This is a genomic window from Rickettsia philipii str. 364D, from assembly GCF_000283995.1.
Taxonomy (GTDB): domain Bacteria; phylum Pseudomonadota; class Alphaproteobacteria; order Rickettsiales; family Rickettsiaceae; genus Rickettsia; species Rickettsia rickettsii.
Window position 1 is genome coordinate 853,383 of record NC_016930.1, and the last position, 25,429, is coordinate 878,811.

A 25,429-nucleotide genomic window follows, 5' to 3' on the forward strand; every position below is an offset into this window, starting at 1 on the left:
AATGAATATATTAAAGTTCAAACATATTTTCGATGTAATGAATGATTATGACGTGTTTTTATTCGATCTTTGGGGGGTAATAATTGAAGGGGGGCTTACCTATCCGGGCGTCGTACAAAATATCAATAAGATTATTGAACGAAAAAAAGTATATTTTGTCACTAATGCTCCACGCAATATTGTTTCACTGCATCAAACAATTAAATCGTGGGGATTAAATGCAGAACCGGAAATGATCATTAGCTCAGGCGAAATAGCAGTAGAAATGATACTAGAAAGTAAAGAGCGGTTCGGTATAGAAAAACCAGCAATATATCATTTAGGACATTTAGAAAATGATATAATAAACAGAATTCAATGTCCTATCACTGACGATATTAACAAAGCTAATATTTTCTTAATGACTATTTACAGAGACGAAAACGAAAATTTAGATTTAAACGAATTCAATGAATTATTTAAAATTGTTGTACAACGTAAAATGGTCAATATTTGTGCTAATCCTGACCTTGGAATAAATCAGCACGGTGTTTATAGATATTGTAGCGGCTATTATGCCGAAAAAATAAAGCAGCTTGGCGGAAAAGTAATTTATAGTGGTAAGCCATATGAAGAAATATATAGCAAAATTTTAAAAGAATGTCATAATACCCCTAAGAATCGCATGTTAATGATTGGGGACACTGTTTACACCGATATACTTGCAGCAAATCGCCTTGGTATAGACTCTGCCCTAGTGTTAACCGGAAATTCTAGAGAATATCATATTGATTTTGATAATATTGATGAAAAACTAGATAGTTTAATGAAAGCTGCTGTTAAGCAATCGATTACACCTAGTTTTGTTGTTGATTTATCTTGAATAGCTTTCCGTCATTGCGAACGACTAAAGGTGTTGTCGCATGGCTAGTTTATGTCATTCCCGTGGAAGTGGGAATGACATAGAAAGGTGGAAATAACATCAAAAGAATTCTATTGATATTTTACTCATAATCTGCTATAGAGTAAAACTTAAGCGGTCGTGGCGAAATTGGTAGACGCGCAGCATTGAGGGTGCTGTTCTGTAAAAAGATTGGAAGTTCAAGTCTTCTCGACCGCACCATTCGCCGGTTTTGCACAAAGTCAAATTTTTGTTTGTTTCGACACTTCAGATTTTATATTTACTCCTAAGTTCGTCTTGTTAGCAAATGTTTGTGCTAATTGTATACTCCTGATAAATGAAAAGGAGTTAAAATAAAAACTATTGCTTATTTGTACTCTGTGATTTATATTGATTAGCAAATTGTACACAATTCTGTGCCAAGCCTAGCTACCCAGCTTTAAATAATTATAATAAGTCTATAATAAACTATTAGGTCAATAGGCTATGCCTAATTTCAATATATTTAAAAGCATCTTACCAGATCATCACGATCAATTTGCTGAAATTTTTGATCAAATTAACGATCTGATCGAAAATCACAATTATGATGCTGCTGCAAGCAGGCTGGCCAAGCTTCATTATGCTGATTTAGCAGATTTCTTAGATAATCTTAACAATAAAACATATAAAATAATTATTCCTTTATTACAGGATGAAATTAAGCCTGAAACGTTAGTATCATTAAATGCTTATAGTAAACCTTTAATAATAGAAACTTTAGGCATAAAAAAATCTGCAGAATTAATCAATAAGCTAGTTATAGAAGATGCTATTGAAGTAGTAATCGATCTAGACGATGATATAAAAGACCTGATCCTAAGTAATCTCACTAAAGAAAAAAAACACCAAATTACCGTAGGTTGTACATATCCCGAAAATACGGTAGGTAGGGTAATTGAACGAGATTTTATTAATCTTCAAGAAGGATGGACGGTCGAGGAATCATTAAATTTTATCAAGAACGTAAAGAATGACTTTTATGCGGCAATCGTTACGGATAATAAATTACGCCCTATCGGTATTATTTCTCTTAGCACGCTAATTAAAGGCAAACAAAATGAATTGATAAAAGATTTGATGAACAAAGATTTTAAACTTGCAGATGCTTTTACCGACTTAAATGAACTAAGCTTCATTTTTAGACAATATGCTTTAACTATTGTACCGGTAGTAAATAAAAGCGGTAAGTTAGTAGGTAGCGTATCAATCGATAATATAATTTATATTATCGAAGAACAAGCCGGCAAAGATATATTATCATTAAGCGGGGTACACACTCAAGATACCTTCTTCAATGTATTTTATACCGTTAGACATCGTTTTCCTTGGCTCTTTGTTAATCTAATCACTGCCTGCATGACCTCACTTATCATTAACCATTTTAACGATACTATTGCAAAACTTGTAACGCTTGCAGCCATTATGCCTATTGTAGCTTCAATGGGCGGAAATGCCGGAACACAAGCCATGACCGTTACGGTTAGAGCCCTTGCTAATAAAGATATTCATTATAATAATGTCAATAAAGTTATATTAAAAGAAATAGCCGTATCGGCTTTTAACGGTTTTGTACTTGCAATTATCGGAGCAGGACTTAGCTTTGTGATGTTGCTTGACTTAAACCTTAGCGTTATTTTTGCTATTGCAGTTATTTTAAATTTTTTAGTAGCCGGATTATTCGGCTCTGCTATTCCTATAATACTGCATTATTTTGATATAGACCCCGCTACAGGCTCCGGTGTATTTCTAACAACCATAACCGATGCTCTAGGTTTCCTAACTTTCTTAAGCCTTGCTCATATTTTTTTAGTGTAAAATTTGGTGTTTATTCAAATAAAAATACATACACATTGCAGCAAACAGTAGCTATCGCTCCAAGACATTTACATATACCACAACTTGTATCCTGATTTTCAAAGTCGGTAATATTATTCTCATAAGATATATTATTATCTCTTTGTATATTCTGATGATTATTAATATTTGACTCTTTGAACAATAAATTTGCAACAGTTAGTATTAACTCACCCTGTGATGCAGTTAGATTAGTATTATTTAAGGAGCTAGCTTGTGCGTACTCTTGTACTTCTAAACTATTACGGTTTGACATAGTTATATTTTTGACTTTAGGATTAATTTTCCTTCATAGAACCTAATCTGCAGCTATTTATTACTGCAATTTTTGACATTTCCTCGCAACGGTTGATATCGTCATGAGCTAAGCGACTGCAAAGAGCGTGGCAATGACGTAAACTTTTCAAATTATCAACTTTTTCTAGGCAATGCCTAATTTTTTAATTAATAGCCCACAAATTATAATGAAATAAGAAATAACTTTTATAGAAGATATAAGCTCTTGGAAAGAAAAGTTTGCAATTTGTGTTTATAGTCAAAAATTACTTGATAAACTCGAATATTTAAATACTAAAGTAGCAAATCCTATAGATATACTCGAAATCACAAAAGGTATCCACTATGCACGTAACACGGTTCTCAAATACGTCAATCAGGCGATCCTTATTATTCGCACCCGATTGAGGTAAAAATTATGCTTGCTGAATTTGTAGCTAAAGAAGCACCTAAGCTTTATAACATTATTATGCTGCAAGCCGCTTTACTTCATGATACTATTGAAGACACTGAATTAACTGAAGAAGCAATTACCGAAATTTTTGGACCGGAAGTAGCAAAACACGTAGAAGGTCTAACTAGCATTAAATCTTACGGGAAGATAAGTAGCAGAGAAAGCCTACACTTATTAATTAAAGAAAAAAGATACAATACGGCATTAATAAAATTATTTGACCGAATTCATAATGTGCAAACTTTGGGAGTTAAATCACCTGAGAAAGCTAGAAAAATTATTGAAGCGACTTTAATAAATTTTCTTCTGGTCGCTGCTAATATAAATTATAAACTAGAACAAGAATTTGCTAAGTTATGCCTAAAAGTTTTTAATATTGAACTTGAAAGACACAAAGCTTTTTCTAATAATAACTCTCTGCTTCCTCCTCTAACTTTATAAAATGATTTACTCCAAATGTATAACCAATTAGAATTGGAATAATCAAGAATAATAATCCCCAGTGATTAAAAGAATCTATCAAGTAAATTGTTCTAAAAGAAGAAACTGCAAACATTAAAGCTCGTGATAAAGCAAATATAAAACTGCCGCATGTAAAACGTTTTAATACTGGAAATCTTGCATAAAACACTGCACCTGCCGGAAAAGTAGTAGGGGCAAATACTACAATAAATAATTGGAATAAAAGTAATTCTATAGTATTTGAAATATTATTTAGTAAGATAGAAGATATAAGGGCTACCATAGAAAATATTATTAATCTTACTTTAAGGACTTTTAAAGGATGTATTTTACAAACCAAATAAGTAACAATTATTGTACTTATTAATTCTGTACCACAAACAATAAAATTTTGATGAATTACTTGATTAGCACTGTAATTATAATGAGTTTTTAGCATATTACCGCAATAAATATCAACAATAATAAAACCATAACGGGGCTCCACAATGTACCAAAAAGAAAGTTATTGCTGTTGGTTTATTAATTTTTTCACTCCAAATAGGGCTTGATTTTAGCCGATTACTATCTATCCCTGCTTGCGCTACAGTTTTCTTTATGCGTCTTTTTGCATCAATGAAATCTCGAGTCTCCCTAAGATTTGTCCTTACAACAGCACCAACTATAGCAATAGCTGCTCCAAACCAAAATGCAATACGCCAATCAAGTCCAAAAGAAGTAACAAGTGTTCCTACCGCCAATGCTACACGGTTGCACCTAAAATTACAAAAACAACAAGCGAAGCCACCACCCAATAACGTTGAGGAATTTTTGTCATTTCGGTTAGATAAAGCTCGGCACCTACTACCTCCCCTATAAAGGACATCCCCTGAGCGATACGACACGCAGTTACTACAAAAGTCCCCGTAATACCAATTTCGGCATAAGTTTTTATAATTAGCCATTATAAGATAACAAAGCGACATTAAAAAAGTTGTAATAATGACCGTTGCCTTACGACCTATAGTATCTCCTATCCAACCGAATATTAAAGCACCGATAGGTCTAAATACATATGTTGCACAATATGCAATGGCAGAATATAGAGAAGCTGCTCGTGCATCGGTTTCAGGAAAAAATAGCTCGTTAAGTATTACCGCCATGTGTACGAGCGTGAGATCAAAATATGCAAGAAACGTACCTATCGATAGTAGTCCTATTGTTTCTTTTTGATTACGGGCTAAACTTTTTTGCTCTTTTGCGTAACTTCACATACTTTTCTACAGATTAGTTAAAATTAATAAAGAACTATACTGTTTTATATCAAAATAAAAGTCAAGTTAACAAAATTAGATTTTTTATAGCATTGCTAACTCAAGACAGGTGTCGTAATGAGCTGAGCGACTGAACGGAGCGTATCAATCTAAAAAAATAATAATAAATTCTAGTTTACAGAGTTTTTAACTAGATTGCTTAGTCAATATACTTTGTAATTGCCTTGCGCGTTAATTTATTAAATAATATATCTTTATTTAGCAATGCCAATAAATTTCTAATTTAATACTTGCAATTTATCTTATAATTACTTATATTCAGATTCGCTTAGGTTAAAAAGCACTAAGGCGTTTTTATGTAATTAATTTTGATCCCCTTAAACTTTTTACATTAAAACGCCGTTATTTTATTTAAGCGGGTGTAGCTCAGGGGTAGAGCACTACCTTGCCAAGGTTGAAGTCGAGGGTTCGAATCCCTTCACCCGCTCCAGTAATTTTGTCCATTTTATGTCATTCCCGCGTAGGCGGGAATGACATAGAGCATGTGTTTCGAGCCAAGCAACAACGCCCTTTTGCAAATGACATCAGTAAGTTTATTATAAATTCAATCTTCCAAACCATATTTTTTCTTAATATCTTCTAATGAAATTACTTCTTCTCTTTTTTCTACACAAGACACAGCAATTAATAAATCTGCTTTTTCTTCTATATAACTTTCTATTGCTTTACGTATAATATATCCTTTTGGTCTAGCGATTTCCTTAACAACATTAGAAAGTATAATATCTAGTGCATTAGAAATTCTATTAGTTATAACTGTCATAAAAATAGCCATTTATCGGTTTTGTGATAACTTATATTAGTATAAAATACATTTAAATATATTTTATATTATTATTTTACCCTTGCATTAAAGCTATTAGGTAGCTATTTTTATTTTATTAGACTTAGTGCATAACCTATCTTATAAAGAGAAATTTTAAGGAAACACGGCACGCAGCACCGCAGCGTACAAAAAGGGACGTGAGATGCGAGTACCCGATTGATGTATACCGCAGATACTTCAAAAGTTGGAAGCCAAGTAAGTGGTGAGCCTGCGGAGCGTAGAAAACTACATGAGCAAAGGCGAAGCCTAAAATTTGACGTACCAAAGCTTGAAGTATCAAAGGTATACAAATTACTTTTAGAAAGAGGTTATACAGGAAGACTATTGCAACAATTAGGAAATTACATATGTCAGCAAATACGCAAGATAATCAGGCAAATAATAACGACACTATAGAAATACAGGAAACTGAGGTAGTGCCTGCAGAAACAAATTCTTTACAATCGGGGTTAACAAGCTTAATACCGATGGTTTTAATTTTTGCTGTATTTTACTTCTTATTATTACGTCCACAAGAAACACGACGCAAAGAAAGAGAGAAATTAGTAAGTGAAGTTAAAAAAGGCGAAGAAGTTCTAACAAATAGCGGCATTTATGGTATTGTGACTAAAGTAAGTGAAAATGACAATAATATTGAAATCGAAATAGCTAAAGATGTACGTATTAAAGTTTTAAAAAGTGCTATTATCGATATAACTAGTCGTACAAAAGAAGTAGCAGTAAAAAAAGAAAACAAAAAAAATAAGAAGGTAAGCGGTGCAAAATCTTCCTAAGTGGAAAATTTTTCTTTCAATTATATGTACGGTTTTTGCGGTTATTTGTGCCTTACCTAATTTCATGCAGGTACACTCTAAGTTTCTACCTCATGATTCAGTAAATCTAGGACTTGATCTTAGAGGAGGAGCCCATTTATTACTCGATGTTGATTTTGACACCTACTTAAATGATTCAATGGAAAATCTTGCCGACACTTTACGCAAAAATTTTCGTGAGGATAAAATCGGCTATAAAAATCTGTTAGTTAGACAAAATAGCATTCAATTAGAAGTAAGATCGCCTGAGAAATTAAAGCCGTTAAAGAAAATAATTAATAAAATCGATCCAGAAATTATCGCTGAAGTAAATGAAAATAAAATAAAGCTTAGCTACAGCGCATCTAGATTAAATGACTTACTTAATAAGGTAGTAGACCAATCTATTGAGATCGTTCGCATGAGAGTTGATAGTACCGGCACTAAAGAGCCGACCCTACAGAAACAAGGCGATAAGCATATATTACTGCAAGTTCCCGGTGAAGCAAATCCCTCTTACCTGAAGAATATATTAGGGAAAACTGCAAAGCTAACTTTTCATTTAGTTGATGAAAATGCCAATATCGAAGAAGCGGTAAAAGGACATGTTCCAGTAGGTTCAATGCTAGTTAAGGGAGATAACGAAAGTCATGGGGAGTATTATGTCGTTATAAAGAAAAAAGTTGTTTTGGGTGGGGATAAGCTTACAACCGCTTCAGCTTCTTTTGACCAAAATTCGCAAGCGGTAGTTGCTTTTTCTTTCAACAATTTAGGTAGTAAAATATTTGGTGCAATAACTAAAAATAATACCGGTAAACGCCTTGCTATAGTTTTAGACAATAAATTACTAAGTGCTCCAATGATAAACGGAGCGATTATGGGCGGAAGCGGTATAATAACAGGAAATTTTACCGTTGAGTCGGCAAATGAGCTTGCACTATTATTGCGAGCCGGTTCGCTTCCTGCCCCACTGAAAATTATTGAAGAGAGAAGTATAGGTCCAAATTTGGGTGCTGATTCTATAGAGTCGGGCAAAAAGGCAGGACTTATAGGATTTATAGCAGTGTGTGTATTTATGGTTTGGTCTTACGGTGTGCTTGGTTTATTTGCCAATATAGCCTTAAGCCTTGCATTGTTATATATTTTAGCTTTACTTTCACTTTTCCAAGCTACTTTAACTCTGCCGGGAATTGCAGGAATAATACTCACTATGGGTATGGCTGTTGATGCTAATGTATTGATTTACGAAAGAATTAAAGAGGAACTGCATAAAGGAGTGTCTAATCTTTATGCTATTAGAACCGGTTTTGAATCTGCGTTTGCCACTATCCTTGATGCTAACCTAACTACTTTAATCGTTGCTTTTTTACTTTATATATTTGGAGTAGGTGCAATCAAAGGTTTTGCCGTTGCATTAACGATCGGGATTATATCTTCAATGTTTTCGGCGATTATCATTACTAAATTGTTAATAGATATTTGGGTACAATATTTTAAACCTAAAAAATTAGGGCTTGTGTAAAAGAGTAGACTTTGTTGTATGGTCTTTTTATGTCATTCCCACGAAAGCGGGAATCTAGTAACCTTTAATGTCATCCCGCAACTTGATTGCGGGATCTCAGAACACGGCCTGTGATATAAGATACCGTAGTCAAGCCACGGTATGACATTTTCACTTTTCTCTGGATTCCTGCTTTCGCAGGAATAACATAAGAGCCATACAGCAGGACCAGCTAGGATGACAACACAAAAATGGATAATATCTTATGAACATACAGTCAAATGTTATAAAAATAATTATCGTAATTAGCTTATTAATAGGAGTAGGAGCATTATATTTGTTGTTATCTTTAAGAACGCCTGAAAAGCCACTTGCCGGTCAAGTTAATATCTATGAAGATAACGTAAAAATCGGCGGTGATTTTGAACTCATAGACCAAAATGGAGAGCTATTTAATAGTGATAAGTTGAAAGGCCACTTAAGCCTCATTTACTTTGGATTTACTAGTTGTCCTGATATATGCCCAACCTCTCTAAATAAAATGACGGAGATTGTAGAAATTTTAAATAAACATAAAATAGATATTCTACCTGTTTTTATCACTATTGACCCAAAACGTGATACTCCTATAGCACTTAAAGAATATCTAAAACATTTTCATCCGAAATTTATAGGTCTTACCGGTAACGAGCAGCAAATAAAAGATGTAACTGATAAATTCAAGGTCTTCTATGCTCGTGTGCATGGTGATGATGACGACCCGAACTATATGCTTGATCATTCATCTTTTACATATTTAATCGATGCAAACGGAAAATATCTGAAACATTTCTATTTAGATTCTTCACCTAAGGAAATTATGGAATTTTTAAGAAATGAATAATTATATATCGGTAGCGTATTTATTTACCTTTTTAACCTTAGCGGCATTGTTAATTGTAAGTTTTTTAAATTACAAGTCATTGAAAAATAAACAGAACTTTAATGCAAAAGAGAGTAAGAAATAGATTAATAACAATAATTATTTGTTTCTGCTCAGCATTTTTAGGAATTAGTATAATACTTTACAATTTAGAGAAAAATATAGTATTTTTTTTGCCGCCGTCAAAAATTAATGCAATAGAACAAGGCAAAGAGTTAAGAGTCGGTGGGCTTGTTAAAACAGACTCAATAAATAAAATTGCTGATGATAAGATAAGTTTTGTTATTACCGATAATATTAAGGATTTCGAGATATTATATCAAGGAGCCCTTCCGGCTCTATTTCGTAAAGGACAAGGAATTATTGCCATCGGGCAATTATCGAACGGGAAATTTATAGCAAGACAATTACTTGCAAAGCATGATGAGAATTACAGACCTCCGCAATAACAACGTCATTGCGAAGAGCGAAGCGACGTGGCAATCTAGTAAAATAGGCCTGAGATTGCTTCGTCGAATTACGTTGTAATTCTCCTTGCAATGACGAAAAACAACTAAACCAAATAAATAAAAACATGTTTATAGATAAAATCAAAGCAAAAGCAAATAATTACGAAATAAACGTAATTATCGAAATTCCGATGAATAGCGGTCCAATCAAATACGAATTTGACAAAGAATCAGGAGCAATTTTTGTTGATCGCTTTATGCAAACTACCATGAGCTATCCATGCAATTACGGTTTTATTCCTCATACTCTTTCAAATGACGGTGATCCAGTAGACGTACTTGTCGTAGCTCATCATCCGGTAGTGCCTGGGTCGGTTATACAATGCCGAGCAGTCGGTGTATTGATGATGGAAGACGAATCAGGGCTTGATGAGAAAATAATCGCAGTACCGACTTCTAAGCTCGATATTACTTTCGATCATATTAAAGAGCTAGATGATTTATGTGACATGCTCAAGAAACGTATCGTGCATTTCTTTGAGCATTATAAAGATTTAGAAAAAGGTAAATGGGTTAAAGTTACTGGATGGGAAAATAAATCAAAAGCAGACGCTTTAATCAATGAAGGAATAGATAGGGTCAGCTAGGGATAAGAATTCATGACGTTGCTTGCATGGTGCTTGATGTCATTCCCGCAGAGGCGGGAATCCAGAAAAAGTAGCCTTAATCCCGATCTCAACAATTACACATTAATTAACAAAATAAACCTATAAAAAGAAGTTTTTATTTTTTATAGGTTTTACTGGATTTCCGCCTCCGCGGGAATGACATCAGAAAAATAAGATAAAAAACAAACAGTGACCGACTTCTTGCATAACGTAGCTAATAAAGAGGAATTTAAAGGAAACACGGAACACAGCACCGCAGCGTACACTTTAGTACGTGAGAATGCGAGTACCGGATTGACGCACAAATTACCTTTAGAGGCAAGTTATGCAAGAAGTCGATTATTTCGTTCAGGAGTCGTAGTAGCTTTTTGCACATTAATTTCTCGCATATTTGGCTTAGTGCGTGAACAGTTTATCGCATCATTATTCGGCTCTACGCCTATGGGTGATAGCATTAATGTTGCTTTTAAACTACCGAATCTATTTAGAAGAATTTTTGCAGAAGGAGCATTATCAAGCGTATTCATTCCTATTTATAATGAAAAAATGCTTATTTCTAAGAAAGCTGCTAATAATTTTTCAGGTGAGATTTTTACCCTTTTACTTCTGACATTAATAGTAATAATAGCATTAATGCAAATCTTCATGCCACAATTAATGCTGTTTATTGTTCCTGGATTTCACGGTAAAAAAGAAAAGTTTGAGCTTACGGTATTTTTATGCCGAATTACAATACCTTATTTAATATTTGTTTCATTAACGGCTCTACTTGGCGGAATATTAAACTCTATAAAAAAATTTGCTGCATTTGCTTTTTCACCGGTTATTTTAAGTATATGCGTAATAATTTTTACTGTAACATTTGATCATTATATAGAATCTACTATCTCAATTAGCTTATCTTTAATAATGGCCGGAATATTACAAGTTTCGTTTATGTTTGTCTGTGTGAAAAGAGCGGATTTAAACTTTCCGATAATTTTTAACCTAAGCGATCCCGATGTAAAAAAGCTTTTGATTAATATGGGACCGGCAACCATTAGCTCTGGCATACAGCAATTAAACCTTTTCATATCCCAATCTATTGCTAGCTTTATTGAAGGTGCTATTTCTATATTATCTTATGCCGACCGGATATATCAATTTCCTCTATCAATAATAGGTACTAGCTTCTCTACTATATTGCTACCTGAGCTGTCAAAAATCTATAAATCAAATGATATAGTAGCTGCAACAAAAATACAGAATAATGCTATTAGAATGGGATTATTATTATCGTTGCCTGCTACATTTGGTATTATAATTCTATCTCATCCGATTATTAATATAATTTATGAAAGAGGAGTATTCACGAGCCAAGATACTACAAATACAGCTGAGGCTATTTCTGCGTTTGCACTTGGGCTCCCTGCTTTTATTTTGGCAAAAATTTTAACTCCTATTTTTTATGCTAACGGAGATACTAAAACACCGCTCAAAATAACCTTATTTTCAATAATAATTAATACCGGCATGAACCTATTATTAATGGATTCTTTGAAACATATCGGTATTGCAGTCGGTACATCTATTGCAGCTTGGTATAATCTAGGTTTATTATATAGCTATACTACAAAACAAAATAAGCTTCATATAGAAGCCGGTATAAAACTTTTCTGCGGTAAAATTTTGTTATGCTGTATATTAATGTCTATTATAATTGCTTTAATAAAGCATTATTATTTAGAATATTTTTATTCGGAATATTTACTGATTAAAGTCTGTATGCTAGGTAGTACAATTGCAGTTGGAATGGGAGCATTTTTCGGCACGGCATATTTATTAAAAGCGGTTAATTATGATAATAACAAAAAATAAGCACCAATCAAATTATCAGGATTGGCTAAAAGCCTTAGCTATTATAGCCATGATCATTGATCATGTAGGTTTATATCTATATCCTGAATTAACAATTATGCGGATCATAGGTCGTACAACTATGCCAGTATTTTGCTTTTTTGCCGGTTATAATTTTCATGATAAACCAAAAACCCATATAATAATATTCGGTGTTTTATTACAAATATATACCACTGTACTATTTAAACAGTTTCTTACTACAAATATTCTAATCTCTATCTATTTAGGGCAATGGTATATTTATTATTTTCGTAATTCTTTAACTCGCTTTTTCTATAGCGGTTATTGTCATGCAATTATAATGGTACTATTGTGGTATATTAGCTGGGCTTTGATTGATTACGGGACTCTTGTAATTGCTACAATGATACTTGGATTTATTTCAAAACATGAGCAGGCAAACTTAAAACTTTGCTGTTTTATAGCAATTTTTGCTTCTTTCGTGCATTCAACTCTTTTTACTCTTGCGATTTCCTTTAATGAGTTTAATTTTTCAAATACTGACTTAATTTTAAACCTCACTTTCTTAACAATTACCTATATATTAATGATCCTAAGCGATTATCCACAAAAAATAGCTATAAATATAAAATGGATAAGTCGCAATGTTTTATATATTTACTGCATACACATTATGATCTTACAATTCATATTCATCTATAAATACACATATGGTTTTAAAAATTGGTAAATAAACATTAATAATAAGTGACAGCGTAATTTAGTTAATATTAATATATTTAAATATATGAATATAATAGATCGTTTAATGTTGGATAATGAACAATATAAAGAGCAATTTAAAAAAAACAAATTATTTAAAATTAAGTTAGATAGTACGCTACGAAAAAATAAATTTCTTAAACATTTTCGGCTTTGGTCAGACGCATTTCAAAAAATGGTATTAGCAAGAGTAGTGTTTTCTGAAACAAAAGAATTTCAACAACTTGCATGGGAGCATCTTACCGATGAATTTGGACATAATATAGAATTATTCCACAATCTAGAAAATAATGAAGAAACTACAGATTCTATTTTTGAGGCCTTAGGTTCTTGGTTTACGCTAAAAATGATGACTCTTGGAGATAGTGCAAGAGCCGTCCTTGTCCATTTAGTAATAGAGTCTTGTGCTACTATATTTTATGCAAAACTAGGATCAATATTTTTTAATCATAAAGCAGCACAACATTTCAAAACACATATGTATCTTGATCCTGAACATGAACAAATGGGAATAGCTTTATTAAAACAAATAAACATTAATGATGCTTCTTTACTCACTATTCAAAAAAAAGGCTGGGATATGATTGACGCTCTGTTTACTAGACTTGCTGAAATCACACAGGATTAACTTTAACTTATAGTATTCTAGATTTTATAAAAAAGCTTGCTTGCACGGTACGGTTTTTCATCATTGCGAGCGACTGAAAGGAGCACGGCAATCTCAGGATTTTGGCACAAGATTGCTTTATCGAATTACTGCGTAATTCTTCTCGCAATGACAGAAAAATCGATCCACGCAACAACGCCAATGTCAAGCGGAAATAGCATATTCAAACTAAACCAGCTCGCTTACTTGAGATTTGGCAAAGAGCTTGATCTGAAAGTTAACAAAATTTACATTACCTTTTGAGCCTATTGCCGCAAATTTATGCGCTTTAAGAAGTAGGTCATAATCGTCCACTAAATCGGCGAAGAAAAATGCGATTTCGCCACTTTGTTTTACTCCTAAAATCTCACCGCTACCTCGAAGTTTTAAATCCTGCTCAGCTATATAAAATCCATCATTAGTTTGTTTCATTATCTCAAACCTACCTCGTGCAACTTTTCTAAGCCTTTTAGGATTGTATAACAATATACAATATGACTGCAAACTACCCCGCCCTACTCTACCTCTAAGCTGATGAAGTTGAGCGAGACCAAATTGCTCAGCATTTTCAATAATTATCAAAGTGGCTTCAGGTATGTCTATTCCGACTTCAATAACGGTTGTTGCAACTAATATCTTAATTTCACCTTCCTTAAATTGCTTCATTATTTGGTCTTTCTGCTCGTTCTTCATCTTACCGTGAATAATACCGGTATAACCTGGATAGATATTGTCGATAGAGTTAAAACGATTCATCACATCCATCAATAAACTATCCTCTTCCGGCGTTTCTTTCCCTCCCTGCTCTATCAATGGACAAATCCAATATACCCGCTCACCTGCAATAAGCTTCTTATTTATCGCTACTATAATATGCTCTATCTTATTAACGGACATGGTATTTGTAGCGATAGGTAAACGACTTTTCGGCTTACCCATTAGCTTTGAGATAGTCATATCACCAAACATAGTCAGTGCAAGACTTCGAGGAATCGGCGTTGCAGTCATAACTAACACATCGGGATTTACTCCTTTATTTATTAAATTCAAACGCTGTTGTACCCCAAATCTATGCTGCTCATCAATAACTATATAACCTAATTTCTTAAAACTTACTTTTTCTTGAAATAAAGCATGAGTGCCGACTAATATATCAATCTCACCGTTGTCAAGTTGTATCATAATATTTTTACGAGCGGCCCCCAGTATCTTACCTGTAAGTAATCCGACTCTTATATTAGTATTTTTTAAAGCTTTAACAAAAAACTCATAATGCTGATTGGCAAGCAAATCAGTTGGAGCCATAAGCGTTGCTTGAAATCCAGTGGCTACCACATTTACCATCGTCAGCAGAGCTACCAAAGTTTTACCGGAACCAACATCGCCTTGCAACAATCTCATCATTTCTATTTTATCGCTTTGATCACACTCTATTTCTTCTATGACTTGCTTTTGATAAGAGGTTAACTCAAATCCTAGCTCATTTAATATATTTGCTTGAATAGATACAGCTTTAGGGTAAATATTACCTTGTCTTCTACTTATTTGCGTACGTACATTTAAAAGAGATATTTGATTAGCGATAAGCTCCTTAGCTGCTAATTGTTTTTTGGCGTTAGTATATAAATCGTCATTGCGAAGCCCCTTTAGGGGCTGTGGCAATCTAGCATTTATTAATTTTACATTACTGGATTGCTTCGTCGGCATGCATGCCTCCTCGCAATGATGGAAAACATGCAACATTTGCAAATTCTGCAATATAATATCTAAATAATCTTTTACTTCTTTATCTTCTATACTCTTACACTTCTCTTCAAATATCTCTATTGCTTTTATGATATATGAATATAACTTCTTGTTACTAAGTAAATATGTCAGGGAATAAATCGGCTCTATTTCTTTTGCGAGTTTAGGATTTACAATAAATTCAGGATGCGCAATTTGTAAGTAATGATCAAAAAATTGTACCTTTCCGCTGATAATATGAGAAGTACCAACTTGCAGCTTATTAAAAATAAACGGTGGGGGTTTATGAAAAAACACTAATAACAAAGAACCAGTATCATTGCTAGCTGTAATTTTTAAAGGCTGACTACTTTTCTTGGGTAAATTAATGCTCTCAACTACAATTTCTGTTTGGATTATGTCACCGTCTCTAACTTCAGTTAAATTAGGAGATAATATTTTATTTTGATATGAAACAGGTAGATAAAATAATAAATCACGAATATTGTTAATACCAAGCCTTTTAAGAGCAGATACGGTATCTTCACGTATATTGATGAACGTTTTTACAGAAGAGAATAAGAATTTTTCTAAAATAGTTAGCATATATAGTCATAATTATCTTATATACAAATATATATACTTTATAATAAAAGAAGAATAATAAAATATACAAATTATGATTAATATGTCATTCTTGCAAAAGCGGGAATCCAGTAATTAAACGGTGCATACACAGTAAGTTTTGAAAATTAAAAGCTTGATGTATCGCGCTTTTTTCTGGATTGCTGCTTTCACAGGAATGACATATTAATCATGCAACAAAGCCTTCTCTTATAAAGCTAATTTTAACCCTGCTCTAACTATAGCTGAGGATTTTAAAGGCATACCTTCTATAAATCCCGCTGTTTTGTAACCGTCTGAGCCGACTATCTTAAATGTTTCATTTAAGCTAAGCTCAAAATTAACGGCTCCAAGTCCACCTTGCTTACAATTTTCTTTTAAAGGGGTAGCGGTTAACATTTTAGGCTGATTCCAAAATGTCGCTTCTAAACCTAAACCGATAAATTCAACTTTGACTAAGTTATTAGCTTTAACTCCAACACCGTAAGACTTAAATTTTTGATTTTTGCCGTAATTAATATTAACTTGAATATATTTGTTATCAACAACAAAATGGTTAACTAAACCACGCTCTAAACCGTATGGAGCAAGTATCGCTCTAGTAGCCGGTAAATCCTAATTCAATCATCGGAATATTATTTAAGTTAATAAATGAATATCCTGAATAGAATAAAAACGGATCAAATAAATCTAAATAAGCATATGAAAAAATTTTACAGTAATATAATTTTTACCGTATATGGAGTTAATCGCTTTTACATATGTATTTATATCATTACCGCTTTTATCTTTGCCATCAAACTTAGTACTAAAAATATAACTTGCTTGCTCTAGTCTTGTCCATAAATAACCTATACCGTAAGTAGGATTAATTTTGTTACTTGCCATGTATCTATCTTTAATATTTTCAGATAACAAATAACTTGCTTGCATTCCCCCTGTATCTATAGCAATGTGCTTATGAACTTGCAAAGAATTAAAATCTTTAGTTTTAAAATATGTTGTACCCTCAAAAGGATCTACTTCATATTTTGTTACTTTTAAATCAAATTCTTTGCTCTTGCTCCATAACCTCCTATTTCATGATTACCTACCATAATCCAATATGTAGCAGTAAATCTTGTAATATAACTTAAGATCTTCATAGCTATATTATCTGAATCGGCAAACATAGCATCATCTAATTGACGGTAACCTTCAATTAATGACATAGCAACATTACTACTCACTCTTGAGGACATATCTTTATCATAAGTCACTACATAACTATAATTTTTTTTAGAATTTTCTTGAATTGTTATATTGTCATCAATATTTGATGCAGTTACTAATACTGTTGATGCATACAAAAAACAAGCAGCAATGGTTAAATTTAATTTCTTGTACAGTATTTTTGTAATATACCACACTTGTGTATGTTCCTTGACTTCTTTTGCAAATCTTCCTAATGTCTTAAATAATAGATATTAAATAATTTAAAATTTATCCTTCGGCTGAAGCTGCTCTTGAAGGACTTCTTTATGACGGCATAACTATAATGTCGGGCGGATTCGGTCTATGCGGTATTCCTGAAAATTTAATAAATGCACTTCTTAAAAGCAATGTTCAAAATTTAACAGTTATAAGCAATAATTGCGGTGTTGACAACTTCGGACTTGGGCTTCTTCTTCAAACTAAACAAATAAAAAAAATGATTTCTTCGTATGTCGGAGAAAATAAGATTTTTGAGCAACAATATCTTGATAAGGTTTTAGAGCTTGAGCTAAACCCACAAGGCACTTTAGCTGAACAAATTAGGGCTACTTGTATGGGAATTCCAGCTTTTTATACTAAAACAGGTATAGGTACAATTGTAGAGGAAGGTAAAGAAACAAAGGAGTTTAACGGCAAAAAATATATAATGGAAACTGCCCTTCAAGCTGACCTTGCTATTATTAAAGGCTTTAAAGCTGATAAAAGCGGCAACGTGATTTATAATAAAACTGCACGCAATTTTAATGCAGTCATGGCAGGTGCCGCTAAAGTTACAGTTTGTGAAGTAGAGGAAATAGTTGAGGTGGGAGAGCTTGACCCTAACAATATTCACACACCTAATATTTTCATACAGCGATTAATAGTAGGTGAAAAATATGAGAAACGTATTGAGCAATTAACTGTCAGGGAAAAATAAAATATGCCTTGGAGCAAAGAAGAAATTTATCAAATAACCGCAGAGGAACTTAAAGACGGATTATATGTCAATCTTGGTATAGGTATGCCTACGCATGTAGCAAATTATATACCTCAAGGAGTGAATGTAATATTTCAAAGCGAGAACTGTATGATTGGTATGGGACCATTTCCTTACGCAGGAGAGGAAGATCCTGATTTAATTAACGCCGGTAAGCAAACTATTACTGCTATTCCTGAAAGCAGCTATTTCGACAGTAGCTTTTCATTTGGGATGATTAGAGGTTCGCAGTCGATTTAACTATTTTAGGTGCTATGCAAGTCTCACAAACAGGCGATCTTGCCAACTGGACTATTCCGGGTAAAATGGTTAAAGGTATGGGAGGAGCTATGGATTTGGTCGCTAACACCAAAAGAGTAGTTATTATAATGGAACATAACGCAAAAGATGGCGGTGCTAAATTATTAAAAGAATGCAACTTTCCGTTAACAGGTAAAAAAGTAGTTAACAGAGTAATTACCGATCTTGGAATTTTTGATATTGATAAAGATGAAATGATATTAGTTAGACAAGCTGACGATGTTACTATTGAAGAAATAAAGTCTAAAACTGAAGCCGAGTTTATAGTTAATTTATAGGAGAATAAAATGGTTAAAGTAGCTATCGTAATATTATAGTAGATACGGTCATACTGCAAAAGTAGCTGAAAAACTAAATAAGAGCATAAAAGAAGCAGGAGCAAATGTTTCTTATACAAATAAATAAAGATAAACCTAATAATCTCGATTGGGATTTATTAGACAATGCAGGTGCTATCATTTTTGGAGTCCCAACCTATATGGGTAGTTTAGCCAGATCGTTTAAAATATTTATGGAAGCTACCTCAACTAGATGGGCACAACAAAAATGGAAAGATAAAATAGCTGCAGCTTTTACTAATTCTGCTTTTTATTCAGGTGATAAGTTTCAGTATTCAGCAGCTATTTCACTTCCCTATGCAGCATTGTATGATTTGGGTCGGGCAAGCTGAAGCTGCTCCGAATTTTTCTGATCATGAGATGCCTGATCTCAATAAAATTAACCGCTTAGGTAGCTGGTCAGGACGTATGACTCAATCTAACCACAAATCTTCTCCTGATATTACTCCTACTCAAGGCGATTTAAAAACTGCTAATTTCTTTGGTAAAAGAATAGTTGAAATAACTAAGAAGTTTAAAGGGTAGATTTATATTGTGTTTTATGTCATTCCCACTTCCGTGGGAATGACATTTATTATCTAACAAATGATGGTTTTTGTGAGTTCCTATTATTAATTTTTTGAGCATGCGTAGTCATTTTAGCATCTCGTTCTCCTTTAGTTTTAAGCATTTTTGATTTATTCCTATTAACACTAACATCACTCCAGTTACCACTATCGCTTTCACTGCTACTACTATCACTCATCTCTATAGCAACTCTTCGTGCGAAAATTGATTCAAGTCCACTAGGTTTGTTAACATTCTGAGCAGGCTTACTATGAGAATGTGCAACCGGTTTTCCTGTATTAGGGTCAAATTCAACTTTTTTTAGTTTTTTTGGCCCTGCTATTTCTCTCATTAAATCAGAAGTATCTATAGAAGGACGTGGTTGATTTTCCAGTTTTTTAACCGTAGTAGCTTCTACAGCCTTAGATAATGTCTCAGCCGGAGCCATAGGCGGTGGTGGAGGTGGAGGTGGAGGTGGAGGTGGAATGTTATTGTCCGGTAAAGGAGGTGGAGGTGGAGGTGGAGGTGGAATGTTATTTTCCGGTAAAGGAGGTGGAGGTGGAGGTGGTGATGGAATGTTATTTTCCGGTAAAGGAGACGGTGGTGTTATATTATTTTCCAAAGGTTTAGCTAGGGACACATTTGCTAATATTGGTTCTTTTTTTGAAGCCATGTGATTTGTAAGGTTACTTACTATCTTTTGTAACTCCTCATTGTCAGGTAATTTTGCAATTATATCCTTAATATTTCTTTCTTTATTTTCAATTAATTCCTCAAATTTATGCTGCGTTTTATATAATTGTTCATCAATCTTTCTAATTGTTCTAGTATTACGCTCTTTGTTTTTTGCTAAAACCTGCTCACTATTATTTACAAAAACATTTTTAACATTTTGCCAAATATTATTTAATTTTTCAAAAAATGTATGAGGTACTTCTGCCCTAATTTCAGCAACCTGTTTTTGTATTTCTTTCAGTTCTTTGATATTAGAATTTTCGGATATTAAATTTTGGATGTTTTGTTTTGTAGCATTTAAAGAATTATATTGTTTCTCTAGTGCTTCAGCATTAATGAATTGTAAGGGATTTGTCATATGTAGAGCTGAGAATCTTTCAGGTTTACTCTTATAACTAAAAAATACTTCCGATAATCTTGCTCTTTGATCTTTAGATAAATCTTTCTTTGTTAAATCCTTAAAATTTTTTTCGATTTCTTCTTGTAATGCTTGCTTTAAAGGTGCAGATTTTTCCGCTATATTATATATCTTATTATCAATATCTTTTAATATTTTATTATTATACTTTATTGCTTCATTTGTTAACTGTTCTTCACTTTTTATTAAAATATACTTTACATTAGAAACTGTTTTTACAAATCTTTTAAACCAAGGCAACGATCTATTATGTTCTTTTTCTAGTTCTTTAGTTTCATTTTGTATTTCGATTAAACCTTGCAACTGCTTATTTTGCTTGCATAATTCATTTACGTGTCTTAATATAGCATTTAAAGCATTATTTTCTTGTGCTAATAATTTATTTATATCTATTTCTTTAACCATGCCATACACCTACTATAAATTAATATCAGTATTATAGCAAATTTCTTGTACAAAAGCAAAGAGAAAGTTAATTTATGTAATGTATTTTGATAAATAAAAGATAGATAAACGAATATAGTTAACGTAATTTTAAGGATGATAAGCCTATAAGAGCAAATATAACTGAAATAATCCAAAATCTTATTACGACTTTTGATTCTGCCCAGCCGTGTTTTTCAAAATGATGATGGAGCGGTGCCATTTTAAATATTCTTTTTCCTTTAGTAGCTTTGAAGTAATATACCTGTAAAATTACGGATGTCGTTTCAATAACAAACAAGCCGCCGACTATAGCTAAAACTATTTCATGTTTAGTAATAACGCTAATAATACCAAGCACACCGCCAAGACTTAGACTACCGGTATCGCCCATAAAAACTTCTGCCGGTTGTGCATTAAACCATAAAAATCCAAGGCAGCTACCGACTAATCCTGCACATAACACCGTTAACTCTCCGGTATTCGGTATATAGGTTAGCTGTAAGTAGTTCGAGTAAATTAGATTTCCTACTAAATAACTTATTAAAGCAAAAGAACCGGCAGTAAAGGCAATAGGAACGGTAGCAAGACCATCAAGCCCATCCGTTAGATTCACGGCATTAGAAGAGCCGACTATAACAAATATAGCAAAAACTATATAACAATAACCAAGATCCAAACTTAAATTTTTAAAAAACGGTACGTTAAGTAAATGACTTGGACTTTTATCTAGATATTCTAGTAAAACACATATAATGACGCTAATAATTCCTTGAAGTAAAAGCTTACTTTTTCCTCTTACTCCGTAATGATTATTTTTAGTTACCTTAGCATAATCATCCATAAATCCTATAATACCGAAACTAATAAAACCAAATAACGTAATCCAAATATATTTATTCGTTAAATCAGCAAGTAATAAAGTAGCAAGACAACTAGACAAAATAATCATAATGCCCCCCATTGTCGGAGTACCTACTTTTGTTTGATGCGATTCAGGTCCGTCTGAGCGTATAGGCTGACCGTTTTTTTGAATAGATCGCAGAAATTCTATTAATATCGGACCCGTGATAAAGCTAAGGCTTAGAGTTATAATAATAGCAAGACCGCTACGAAAAGTAATATAGTGAAATAAATTAGCTATATGTGAATTATGGATATGAGGGAGTAAAAGATTGTATAACATTTGTAGATTTAAATTTAAAAGTATATTTTGATGTTATTGGATACCAAATCGTCATTGCGCGCAGTCTACGACTGCGCGGCAGCAATCTCGTCAAACATCCTGAGATTGCTTCGTCAATTACTACGTAATTTCCGCGCAATGACGGGCAACCAAACCACACAATATTAAGAATATCCTAGTGTATTTATTTATAATAATCAACAATCTTATCAAGTTTTACACCTCTTGACCCTTTTATTAGAACCAGCTCATTACCTTCAAATAAATCCGTAATATGCGTAATTAATTCATCAACATTTTTAAAGTATTTTTTAGCTATTTTGGAAGGTAGTAAATCATCAATATATTTAGTATTTACTCCTACTAAATAGACCTTAGAACAAGCGGCATCTAATATGTACTGCACTAGTTTCTCATGTAATCGTTTAGAATTTTCCCCTAGCTCTAGCATATCGCCTATTATAGCAGTTTTATTCTCGGCAGGTACTTGTTTTAAATATTCTAATGCAGCTTTCATTGACTGCGGACTTGCGTTATAGTAATCACAAATTACACGACAATTTTGTATATTGATAATTTCCCCTCTTCCTTTAGTAGGAGAAATATTTGCTAAGTGATTTGCAGCTATCTCTATATCTTTACCTAATATATCGATAATTAAAAGTACACCGGTATAATTTTCGGTAAAATGCCGAGGAATAAACGGTATCGTTACATCTAAGACTTTATTATTTATCTTATACTTTAAGTAGACTTGCTCTCCTAGGTTCTCATATAACATTAATTCTGCTGAAGTTTTAGCTGATCTACCGAAGCTATGTATATCGGTGATAGAAAGGTTTTTTAATATCGATAATATTTTGTTATAGCAATTAGTATCGGCATTAATAACGGCAATATCATTTTTGCTAAAATTTGCAAAAATCTCACATTTAGCTTCAGCTATCTCTTCAAGCGAGTTAAAAAATTCTAAATGAGCCTCTGAAATATTAGTAATCATGGCAATATTCGGCTTTAATATTTGAACCAGCTCTCTTATTTCACCTTGATGGTTCATGCCAAGCTCAAAAATAGCATATTCCGTATCATCAGCCATTGAAGCAAGATTAATAAGCATACCGAGTTTGTTATTGAAGTTACCTCGGCTAGCAAAAACTAGAAAATCATGTTGTAATAATACTTTCAGTGCTTCTTTTGTAGAAGTTTTACCAACGCTGCCTGTTATAGCTATAAATTTAGCTTTTGAATTCTCTCGTTTATATAAAGCCATTTTTTGTAGAGCTTCAAAACAATCATCTACTAAGATAATTTTATCTTTATCATTGATCTCTACTCGCTTACTAATAATTACGGCTGCTGCTCCTTTATCTATTGCATCTAGAACATAATCGTGACCATCTCTATTACCTTGAAGTGCTATAAATAAATTACCTTTTTTAACATCTTTGGAATTAAATTGCACTTCATTACAATTTATAGAATTAGAGATTGGTATACCGAGAACAGCACTTAAAGTTTTAGAATTCCAGATCATATGTTTTTATTATTTATGTGTTGTTGTATGGCGTGTTTATGTCATTCCCGCGTAGGCAGGAAGCCAGTAAACATATAAAAAGCAAGCTTTTTATATGTTTATTTTATCAAATATGTCACTTCTGTATTAATATTGAAGTTATTTTTCTGGATCCCCGCTTCCGCGTGGATGACATCAAGTTTTTTTTTAAACTGTCCGGTACTATGGGTCAAGCCACGGGATGACAAACTTTTATACACTTCCTCACAACCTCAGCATCATCAAAAGGTAATTTCTTATCGCCTATAATTTGGTAATTTTCATGACCTTTGCCTGCAACTAATAAGATATCATCTTGTTTTAAATTATTTATACCGTATTTAATAGCCTCTTCTCTATTTGCTATTTCTGTATAATCTGCTTTCTCTATACCGCTTATGATTTCAGCTCTAATAAGCTTTGGGTCTTCATGGCGTGGATTATCATCTGTAATTATGATGGTATCGGCACGTTTTGCGGCTATTTGCCCCATAAGACTTCTCTTTGCCTTATCACGATTACCGCCGCAGCCAAAAACTACGCTTAGCTTACTATCACGTAATTTAATATTTTTCAGTTCCGTTAAAGCTTTTTCAAGAGCGTCCGGAGTGTGGGCATAATCAACGAAGATATTAGTGTTATCTATTCTCTCCATTCTGCCTTTTACTGCTTTAACTTCTACTAAAGAATCTATAACATCATCAAAAGCAAAACCAATATAATGAATGCTAAGAACAGCAATTAATAAATTACTAGCCTGAAAGCTACCAATTATCGGGGTATTAAAATTATATTCTCTATTATTAAATGTAAAATTAATATTTTGTCCTTTTAAAGAACAGTTAAGTCTAGTTATTTCTAAATCACCTTTTGTCCCAACGGTTATAAATTTAACATTATGATTATGTAGATAATCTTTAACAAACTCTATTTCTTCTATATCAGAATTTAATATTGCGATACCGTTCGGTAATAAATGATTTATAAATAATTTCAGTTTGGCTAATAAATAATTTTCTTTTGTATGGTGGTAATCTAGATGATCCTGACTAAAGCTAGTAAAACATGCGATATTTACTTTTATTTCCCTAAGTCTTGCTTGATCAAGACCATGACTAGAAGCTTCAAAAACTAAATATTCTATACCATTTTCAGCTAAATTATGAGCAATTTTTCTAAAGCTTAAATAGTCTAAAGTTGTTAATTCCGGTACATCATTTATAAGATTAACGCAGCCAAATATTTCTACTCCTATCGTACCTATAGATGCTGCTTTTTTCCCAAGTAACGAATATGTTTGAGCTATATAGGATACTACCGAGCTTTTACCGTTAGTACCGGTTACGGCTATTAGATCCTTTGGTTTTTTAGGATAGAATATTTCTATGGCTTCATATAAAGCTGCCTGCACATCTTTTACGTAAATTACTTTATCTATAACAATATTTTTTTTATTGTCCGTAATTACTAATACTGCACCTTTGCTTAAAGCATCCTTAATAAAATCATTTCCATCAGTATTCCGGCCTTTAATCGCAAAAAAGATATCTTTATCCTTAACGGTTTTAGAATTAATCGACAAACCTTTTACGTTATGTTGTTGAAATAATTGCTTTAGGTTATGGGACATATTTATTATGTTAAAA

The 25,429-nt window shown here is 32.9% G+C and carries 26 protein-coding genes, 2 tRNA genes and 2 pseudogenes; 18 read left to right on the forward strand and 12 right to left on the reverse strand.

The genetic code is table 11. From position 1 onward, the window contains the following. Position 1: 1 nt before the first annotated feature. From RSA_RS04430 to mgtE, 3 genes are all read left to right on the forward strand, one after another. Complete coding sequence (locus RSA_RS04430) at positions 2 to 862, forward strand: TIGR01459 family HAD-type hydrolase (protein ID WP_014364862.1); 861 nt, start codon at positions 2 to 4, stop codon at positions 860 to 862. 153 nt (positions 863 to 1,015) lie between these two features. Next, positions 1,016 to 1,102: transfer RNA gene (locus RSA_RS04435), tRNA-Leu, on the forward strand. 264 nt (positions 1,103 to 1,366) lie between these two features. Next, positions 1,367 to 2,737, forward strand: a complete 1,371-nt coding sequence (gene mgtE, locus RSA_RS04440; RefSeq protein WP_012151049.1) for a magnesium transporter — start codon at positions 1,367 to 1,369, stop codon at positions 2,735 to 2,737. A gap of 10 nt (positions 2,738 to 2,747) precedes the next feature. On the opposite strand, the gene RSA_RS04445 is transcribed toward mgtE, so the two are convergent. Next, positions 2,748 to 3,032: a hypothetical protein gene (locus RSA_RS04445; protein ID WP_014364863.1), complete on the reverse strand. Its 285-nt coding sequence runs from the start codon at positions 3,030 to 3,032 to the stop codon at positions 2,748 to 2,750. 229 nt (positions 3,033 to 3,261) lie between these two features. Here RSA_RS04445 and RSA_RS04450 point away from each other — a divergent pair. Beyond that, a pseudogene (locus RSA_RS04450) lies at positions 3,262 to 3,947 on the forward strand (HD domain-containing protein). Here RSA_RS04450 and RSA_RS09590 read toward each other — a convergent pair. Both RSA_RS09590 and RSA_RS09595 read right to left on the reverse strand, forming a co-directional pair. Continuing rightward, on the reverse strand, positions 3,910 to 4,251 hold the full coding sequence (locus RSA_RS09590) for a hypothetical protein (protein ID WP_041472403.1): 342 nt from the start codon (positions 4,249 to 4,251) through the stop codon (positions 3,910 to 3,912). The pseudogene RSA_RS04450 and the gene RSA_RS09590 sit on opposite strands and share 38 nt — an antisense overlap. Before the next feature lie 172 nt (positions 4,252 to 4,423). Further along, positions 4,424 to 5,110: an MFS transporter gene (locus RSA_RS09595; protein WP_231284207.1), complete on the reverse strand. Its 687-nt coding sequence runs from the start codon at positions 5,108 to 5,110 to the stop codon at positions 4,424 to 4,426. Positions 5,111 to 5,636: 526 nt separating this feature from the next. Here RSA_RS09595 and RSA_RS04475 point away from each other — a divergent pair. Beyond that, positions 5,637 to 5,711 (forward strand) — tRNA-Gly (locus RSA_RS04475). A 114-nt stretch (positions 5,712 to 5,825) separates the two neighbouring features. Here the strand turns inward: RSA_RS04475 and RSA_RS04480 are convergent. Next, the gene (locus RSA_RS04480) at positions 5,826 to 6,056 is read right to left on the reverse strand and encodes an antitoxin (protein WP_014362385.1); all 231 of its coding nucleotides are present in this window, start codon (positions 6,054 to 6,056) and stop codon (positions 5,826 to 5,828) included. Positions 6,057 to 6,263: 207 nt separating this feature from the next. Here RSA_RS04480 and RSA_RS07735 point away from each other — a divergent pair, with 207 nt between their 5' ends. The 9 genes from RSA_RS07735 to RSA_RS04520 all read left to right on the forward strand — a co-directional run bounded on the left by RSA_RS07735 (position 6,264) and on the right by RSA_RS04520 (position 13,688). After that, positions 6,264 to 6,503: a palindromic element RPE5 domain-containing protein gene (locus tag RSA_RS07735; protein ID WP_014363139.1), complete on the forward strand. Its 240-nt coding sequence runs from the start codon at positions 6,264 to 6,266 to the stop codon at positions 6,501 to 6,503. Continuing rightward, positions 6,455 to 6,880 carry a preprotein translocase subunit YajC gene (gene yajC / locus RSA_RS04485; RefSeq protein WP_012151056.1) on the forward strand — a complete coding sequence of 142 codons (426 nt, stop codon included), beginning with the start codon at positions 6,455 to 6,457 and terminating at the stop codon, positions 6,878 to 6,880. Before RSA_RS07735 ends, yajC begins: the two co-directional genes overlap by 49 nt. Then, the gene (gene secD / locus RSA_RS04490; RefSeq protein WP_014364866.1) at positions 6,864 to 8,420 is read left to right on the forward strand and encodes a protein translocase subunit SecD; all 1,557 of its coding nucleotides are present in this window, start codon (positions 6,864 to 6,866) and stop codon (positions 8,418 to 8,420) included. Before yajC ends, secD begins: the two co-directional genes overlap by 17 nt. 244 nt (positions 8,421 to 8,664) lie before the next feature. Then, positions 8,665 to 9,282 carry an SCO family protein gene (locus RSA_RS04495; RefSeq protein ID WP_014364867.1) on the forward strand — a complete coding sequence of 206 codons (618 nt, stop codon included), beginning with the start codon at positions 8,665 to 8,667 and terminating at the stop codon, positions 9,280 to 9,282. Positions 9,283 to 9,383: 101 nt separating this feature from the next. Then, positions 9,384 to 9,770: a cytochrome c maturation protein CcmE gene (gene ccmE / locus RSA_RS04500; protein WP_014364868.1), complete on the forward strand. Its 387-nt coding sequence runs from the start codon at positions 9,384 to 9,386 to the stop codon at positions 9,768 to 9,770. A gap of 125 nt (positions 9,771 to 9,895) precedes the next feature. Further along, on the forward strand, positions 9,896 to 10,417 hold the full coding sequence (ppa, locus tag RSA_RS04505; protein WP_012151060.1) for an inorganic diphosphatase: 522 nt from the start codon (positions 9,896 to 9,898) through the stop codon (positions 10,415 to 10,417). A 315-nt stretch (positions 10,418 to 10,732) separates the two neighbouring features. Next, on the forward strand, positions 10,733 to 12,295 hold the full coding sequence (gene murJ, locus RSA_RS04510; RefSeq protein ID WP_410526330.1) for a murein biosynthesis integral membrane protein MurJ: 1,563 nt from the start codon (positions 10,733 to 10,735) through the stop codon (positions 12,293 to 12,295). Beyond that, on the forward strand, positions 12,276 to 13,028 hold the full coding sequence (locus RSA_RS04515) for a TraX family protein (RefSeq protein WP_014364870.1): 753 nt from the start codon (positions 12,276 to 12,278) through the stop codon (positions 13,026 to 13,028). The genes murJ and RSA_RS04515 overlap by 20 nt, the downstream gene beginning before the upstream one ends. 57 nt (positions 13,029 to 13,085) lie before the next feature. Continuing rightward, the gene (locus tag RSA_RS04520) at positions 13,086 to 13,688 is read left to right on the forward strand and encodes a hypothetical protein (protein ID WP_041472350.1); all 603 of its coding nucleotides are present in this window, start codon (positions 13,086 to 13,088) and stop codon (positions 13,686 to 13,688) included. 207 nt (positions 13,689 to 13,895) lie between these two features. Here RSA_RS04520 and RSA_RS04525 read toward each other — a convergent pair whose 3' ends face one another. The 4 genes from RSA_RS04525 to RSA_RS04540 all read right to left on the reverse strand — a co-directional run bounded on the left by RSA_RS04525 (position 13,896) and on the right by RSA_RS04540 (position 17,404). Beyond that, positions 13,896 to 16,037 carry an ATP-dependent DNA helicase RecG gene (locus RSA_RS04525; RefSeq protein WP_014364872.1) on the reverse strand — a complete coding sequence of 714 codons (2,142 nt, stop codon included), beginning with the start codon at positions 16,035 to 16,037 and terminating at the stop codon, positions 13,896 to 13,898. Between the two features lie 228 nt (positions 16,038 to 16,265). Continuing rightward, entirely contained in the window at positions 16,266 to 16,454 is a 189-nt protein-coding gene (locus tag RSA_RS04530; RefSeq protein WP_014364873.1) for a hypothetical protein, read from the reverse strand. A 291-nt stretch (positions 16,455 to 16,745) separates the two neighbouring features. After that, entirely contained in the window at positions 16,746 to 17,027 is a 282-nt protein-coding gene (locus RSA_RS09600) for a hypothetical protein (RefSeq protein WP_230453541.1), read from the reverse strand. Positions 17,028 to 17,095: 68 nt separating this feature from the next. Next, positions 17,096 to 17,404, reverse strand: a complete 309-nt coding sequence (locus RSA_RS04540; RefSeq protein ID WP_041472404.1) for a hypothetical protein — start codon at positions 17,402 to 17,404, stop codon at positions 17,096 to 17,098. A gap of 188 nt (positions 17,405 to 17,592) precedes the next feature. Between RSA_RS04540 and RSA_RS04545 the strand changes: the two genes are divergently transcribed. The 4 genes and pseudogenes from RSA_RS04545 (at position 17,593) to RSA_RS09610 (ending at position 19,448) form a co-directional block, all read left to right on the forward strand. Further along, positions 17,593 to 18,225: a CoA transferase subunit A gene (locus tag RSA_RS04545; RefSeq protein WP_014364874.1), complete on the forward strand. Its 633-nt coding sequence runs from the start codon at positions 17,593 to 17,595 to the stop codon at positions 18,223 to 18,225. Between the two features lie 3 nt (positions 18,226 to 18,228). Next, positions 18,229 to 18,863: pseudogene (locus RSA_RS04550) on the forward strand (3-oxoacid CoA-transferase subunit B). 104 nt (positions 18,864 to 18,967) lie between these two features. Beyond that, entirely contained in the window at positions 18,968 to 19,255 is a 288-nt protein-coding gene (locus RSA_RS09605) for an NAD(P)H-dependent oxidoreductase (protein WP_014364875.1), read from the forward strand. Then, entirely contained in the window at positions 19,233 to 19,448 is a 216-nt protein-coding gene (locus tag RSA_RS09610; RefSeq protein ID WP_014364876.1) for a hypothetical protein, read from the forward strand. Before RSA_RS09605 ends, RSA_RS09610 begins: the two co-directional genes overlap by 23 nt. Positions 19,449 to 19,497: 49 nt before the next feature. Here RSA_RS09610 and rickA read toward each other — a convergent pair whose 3' ends face one another. From rickA to RSA_RS04580, 4 genes are all read right to left on the reverse strand, one after another. Further along, complete coding sequence (rickA, locus tag RSA_RS04565) at positions 19,498 to 21,027, reverse strand: Arp2/3 complex-activating protein RickA (protein ID WP_014364877.1); 1,530 nt, start codon at positions 21,025 to 21,027, stop codon at positions 19,498 to 19,500. Between the two features lie 118 nt (positions 21,028 to 21,145). After that, entirely contained in the window at positions 21,146 to 22,231 is a 1,086-nt protein-coding gene (mraY, locus tag RSA_RS04570) for a phospho-N-acetylmuramoyl-pentapeptide-transferase (RefSeq protein WP_014364878.1), read from the reverse strand. Between the two features lie 184 nt (positions 22,232 to 22,415). Next, on the reverse strand, positions 22,416 to 23,765 hold the full coding sequence (locus RSA_RS04575) for a UDP-N-acetylmuramoyl-tripeptide--D-alanyl-D-alanine ligase (protein WP_014364879.1): 1,350 nt from the start codon (positions 23,763 to 23,765) through the stop codon (positions 22,416 to 22,418). A 208-nt stretch (positions 23,766 to 23,973) separates the two neighbouring features. Then, on the reverse strand, positions 23,974 to 25,413 hold the full coding sequence (locus RSA_RS04580; RefSeq protein WP_012151073.1) for a UDP-N-acetylmuramoyl-L-alanyl-D-glutamate--2,6-diaminopimelate ligase: 1,440 nt from the start codon (positions 25,411 to 25,413) through the stop codon (positions 23,974 to 23,976). Between the last annotated feature and the right edge of the window lie 16 nt (positions 25,414 to 25,429).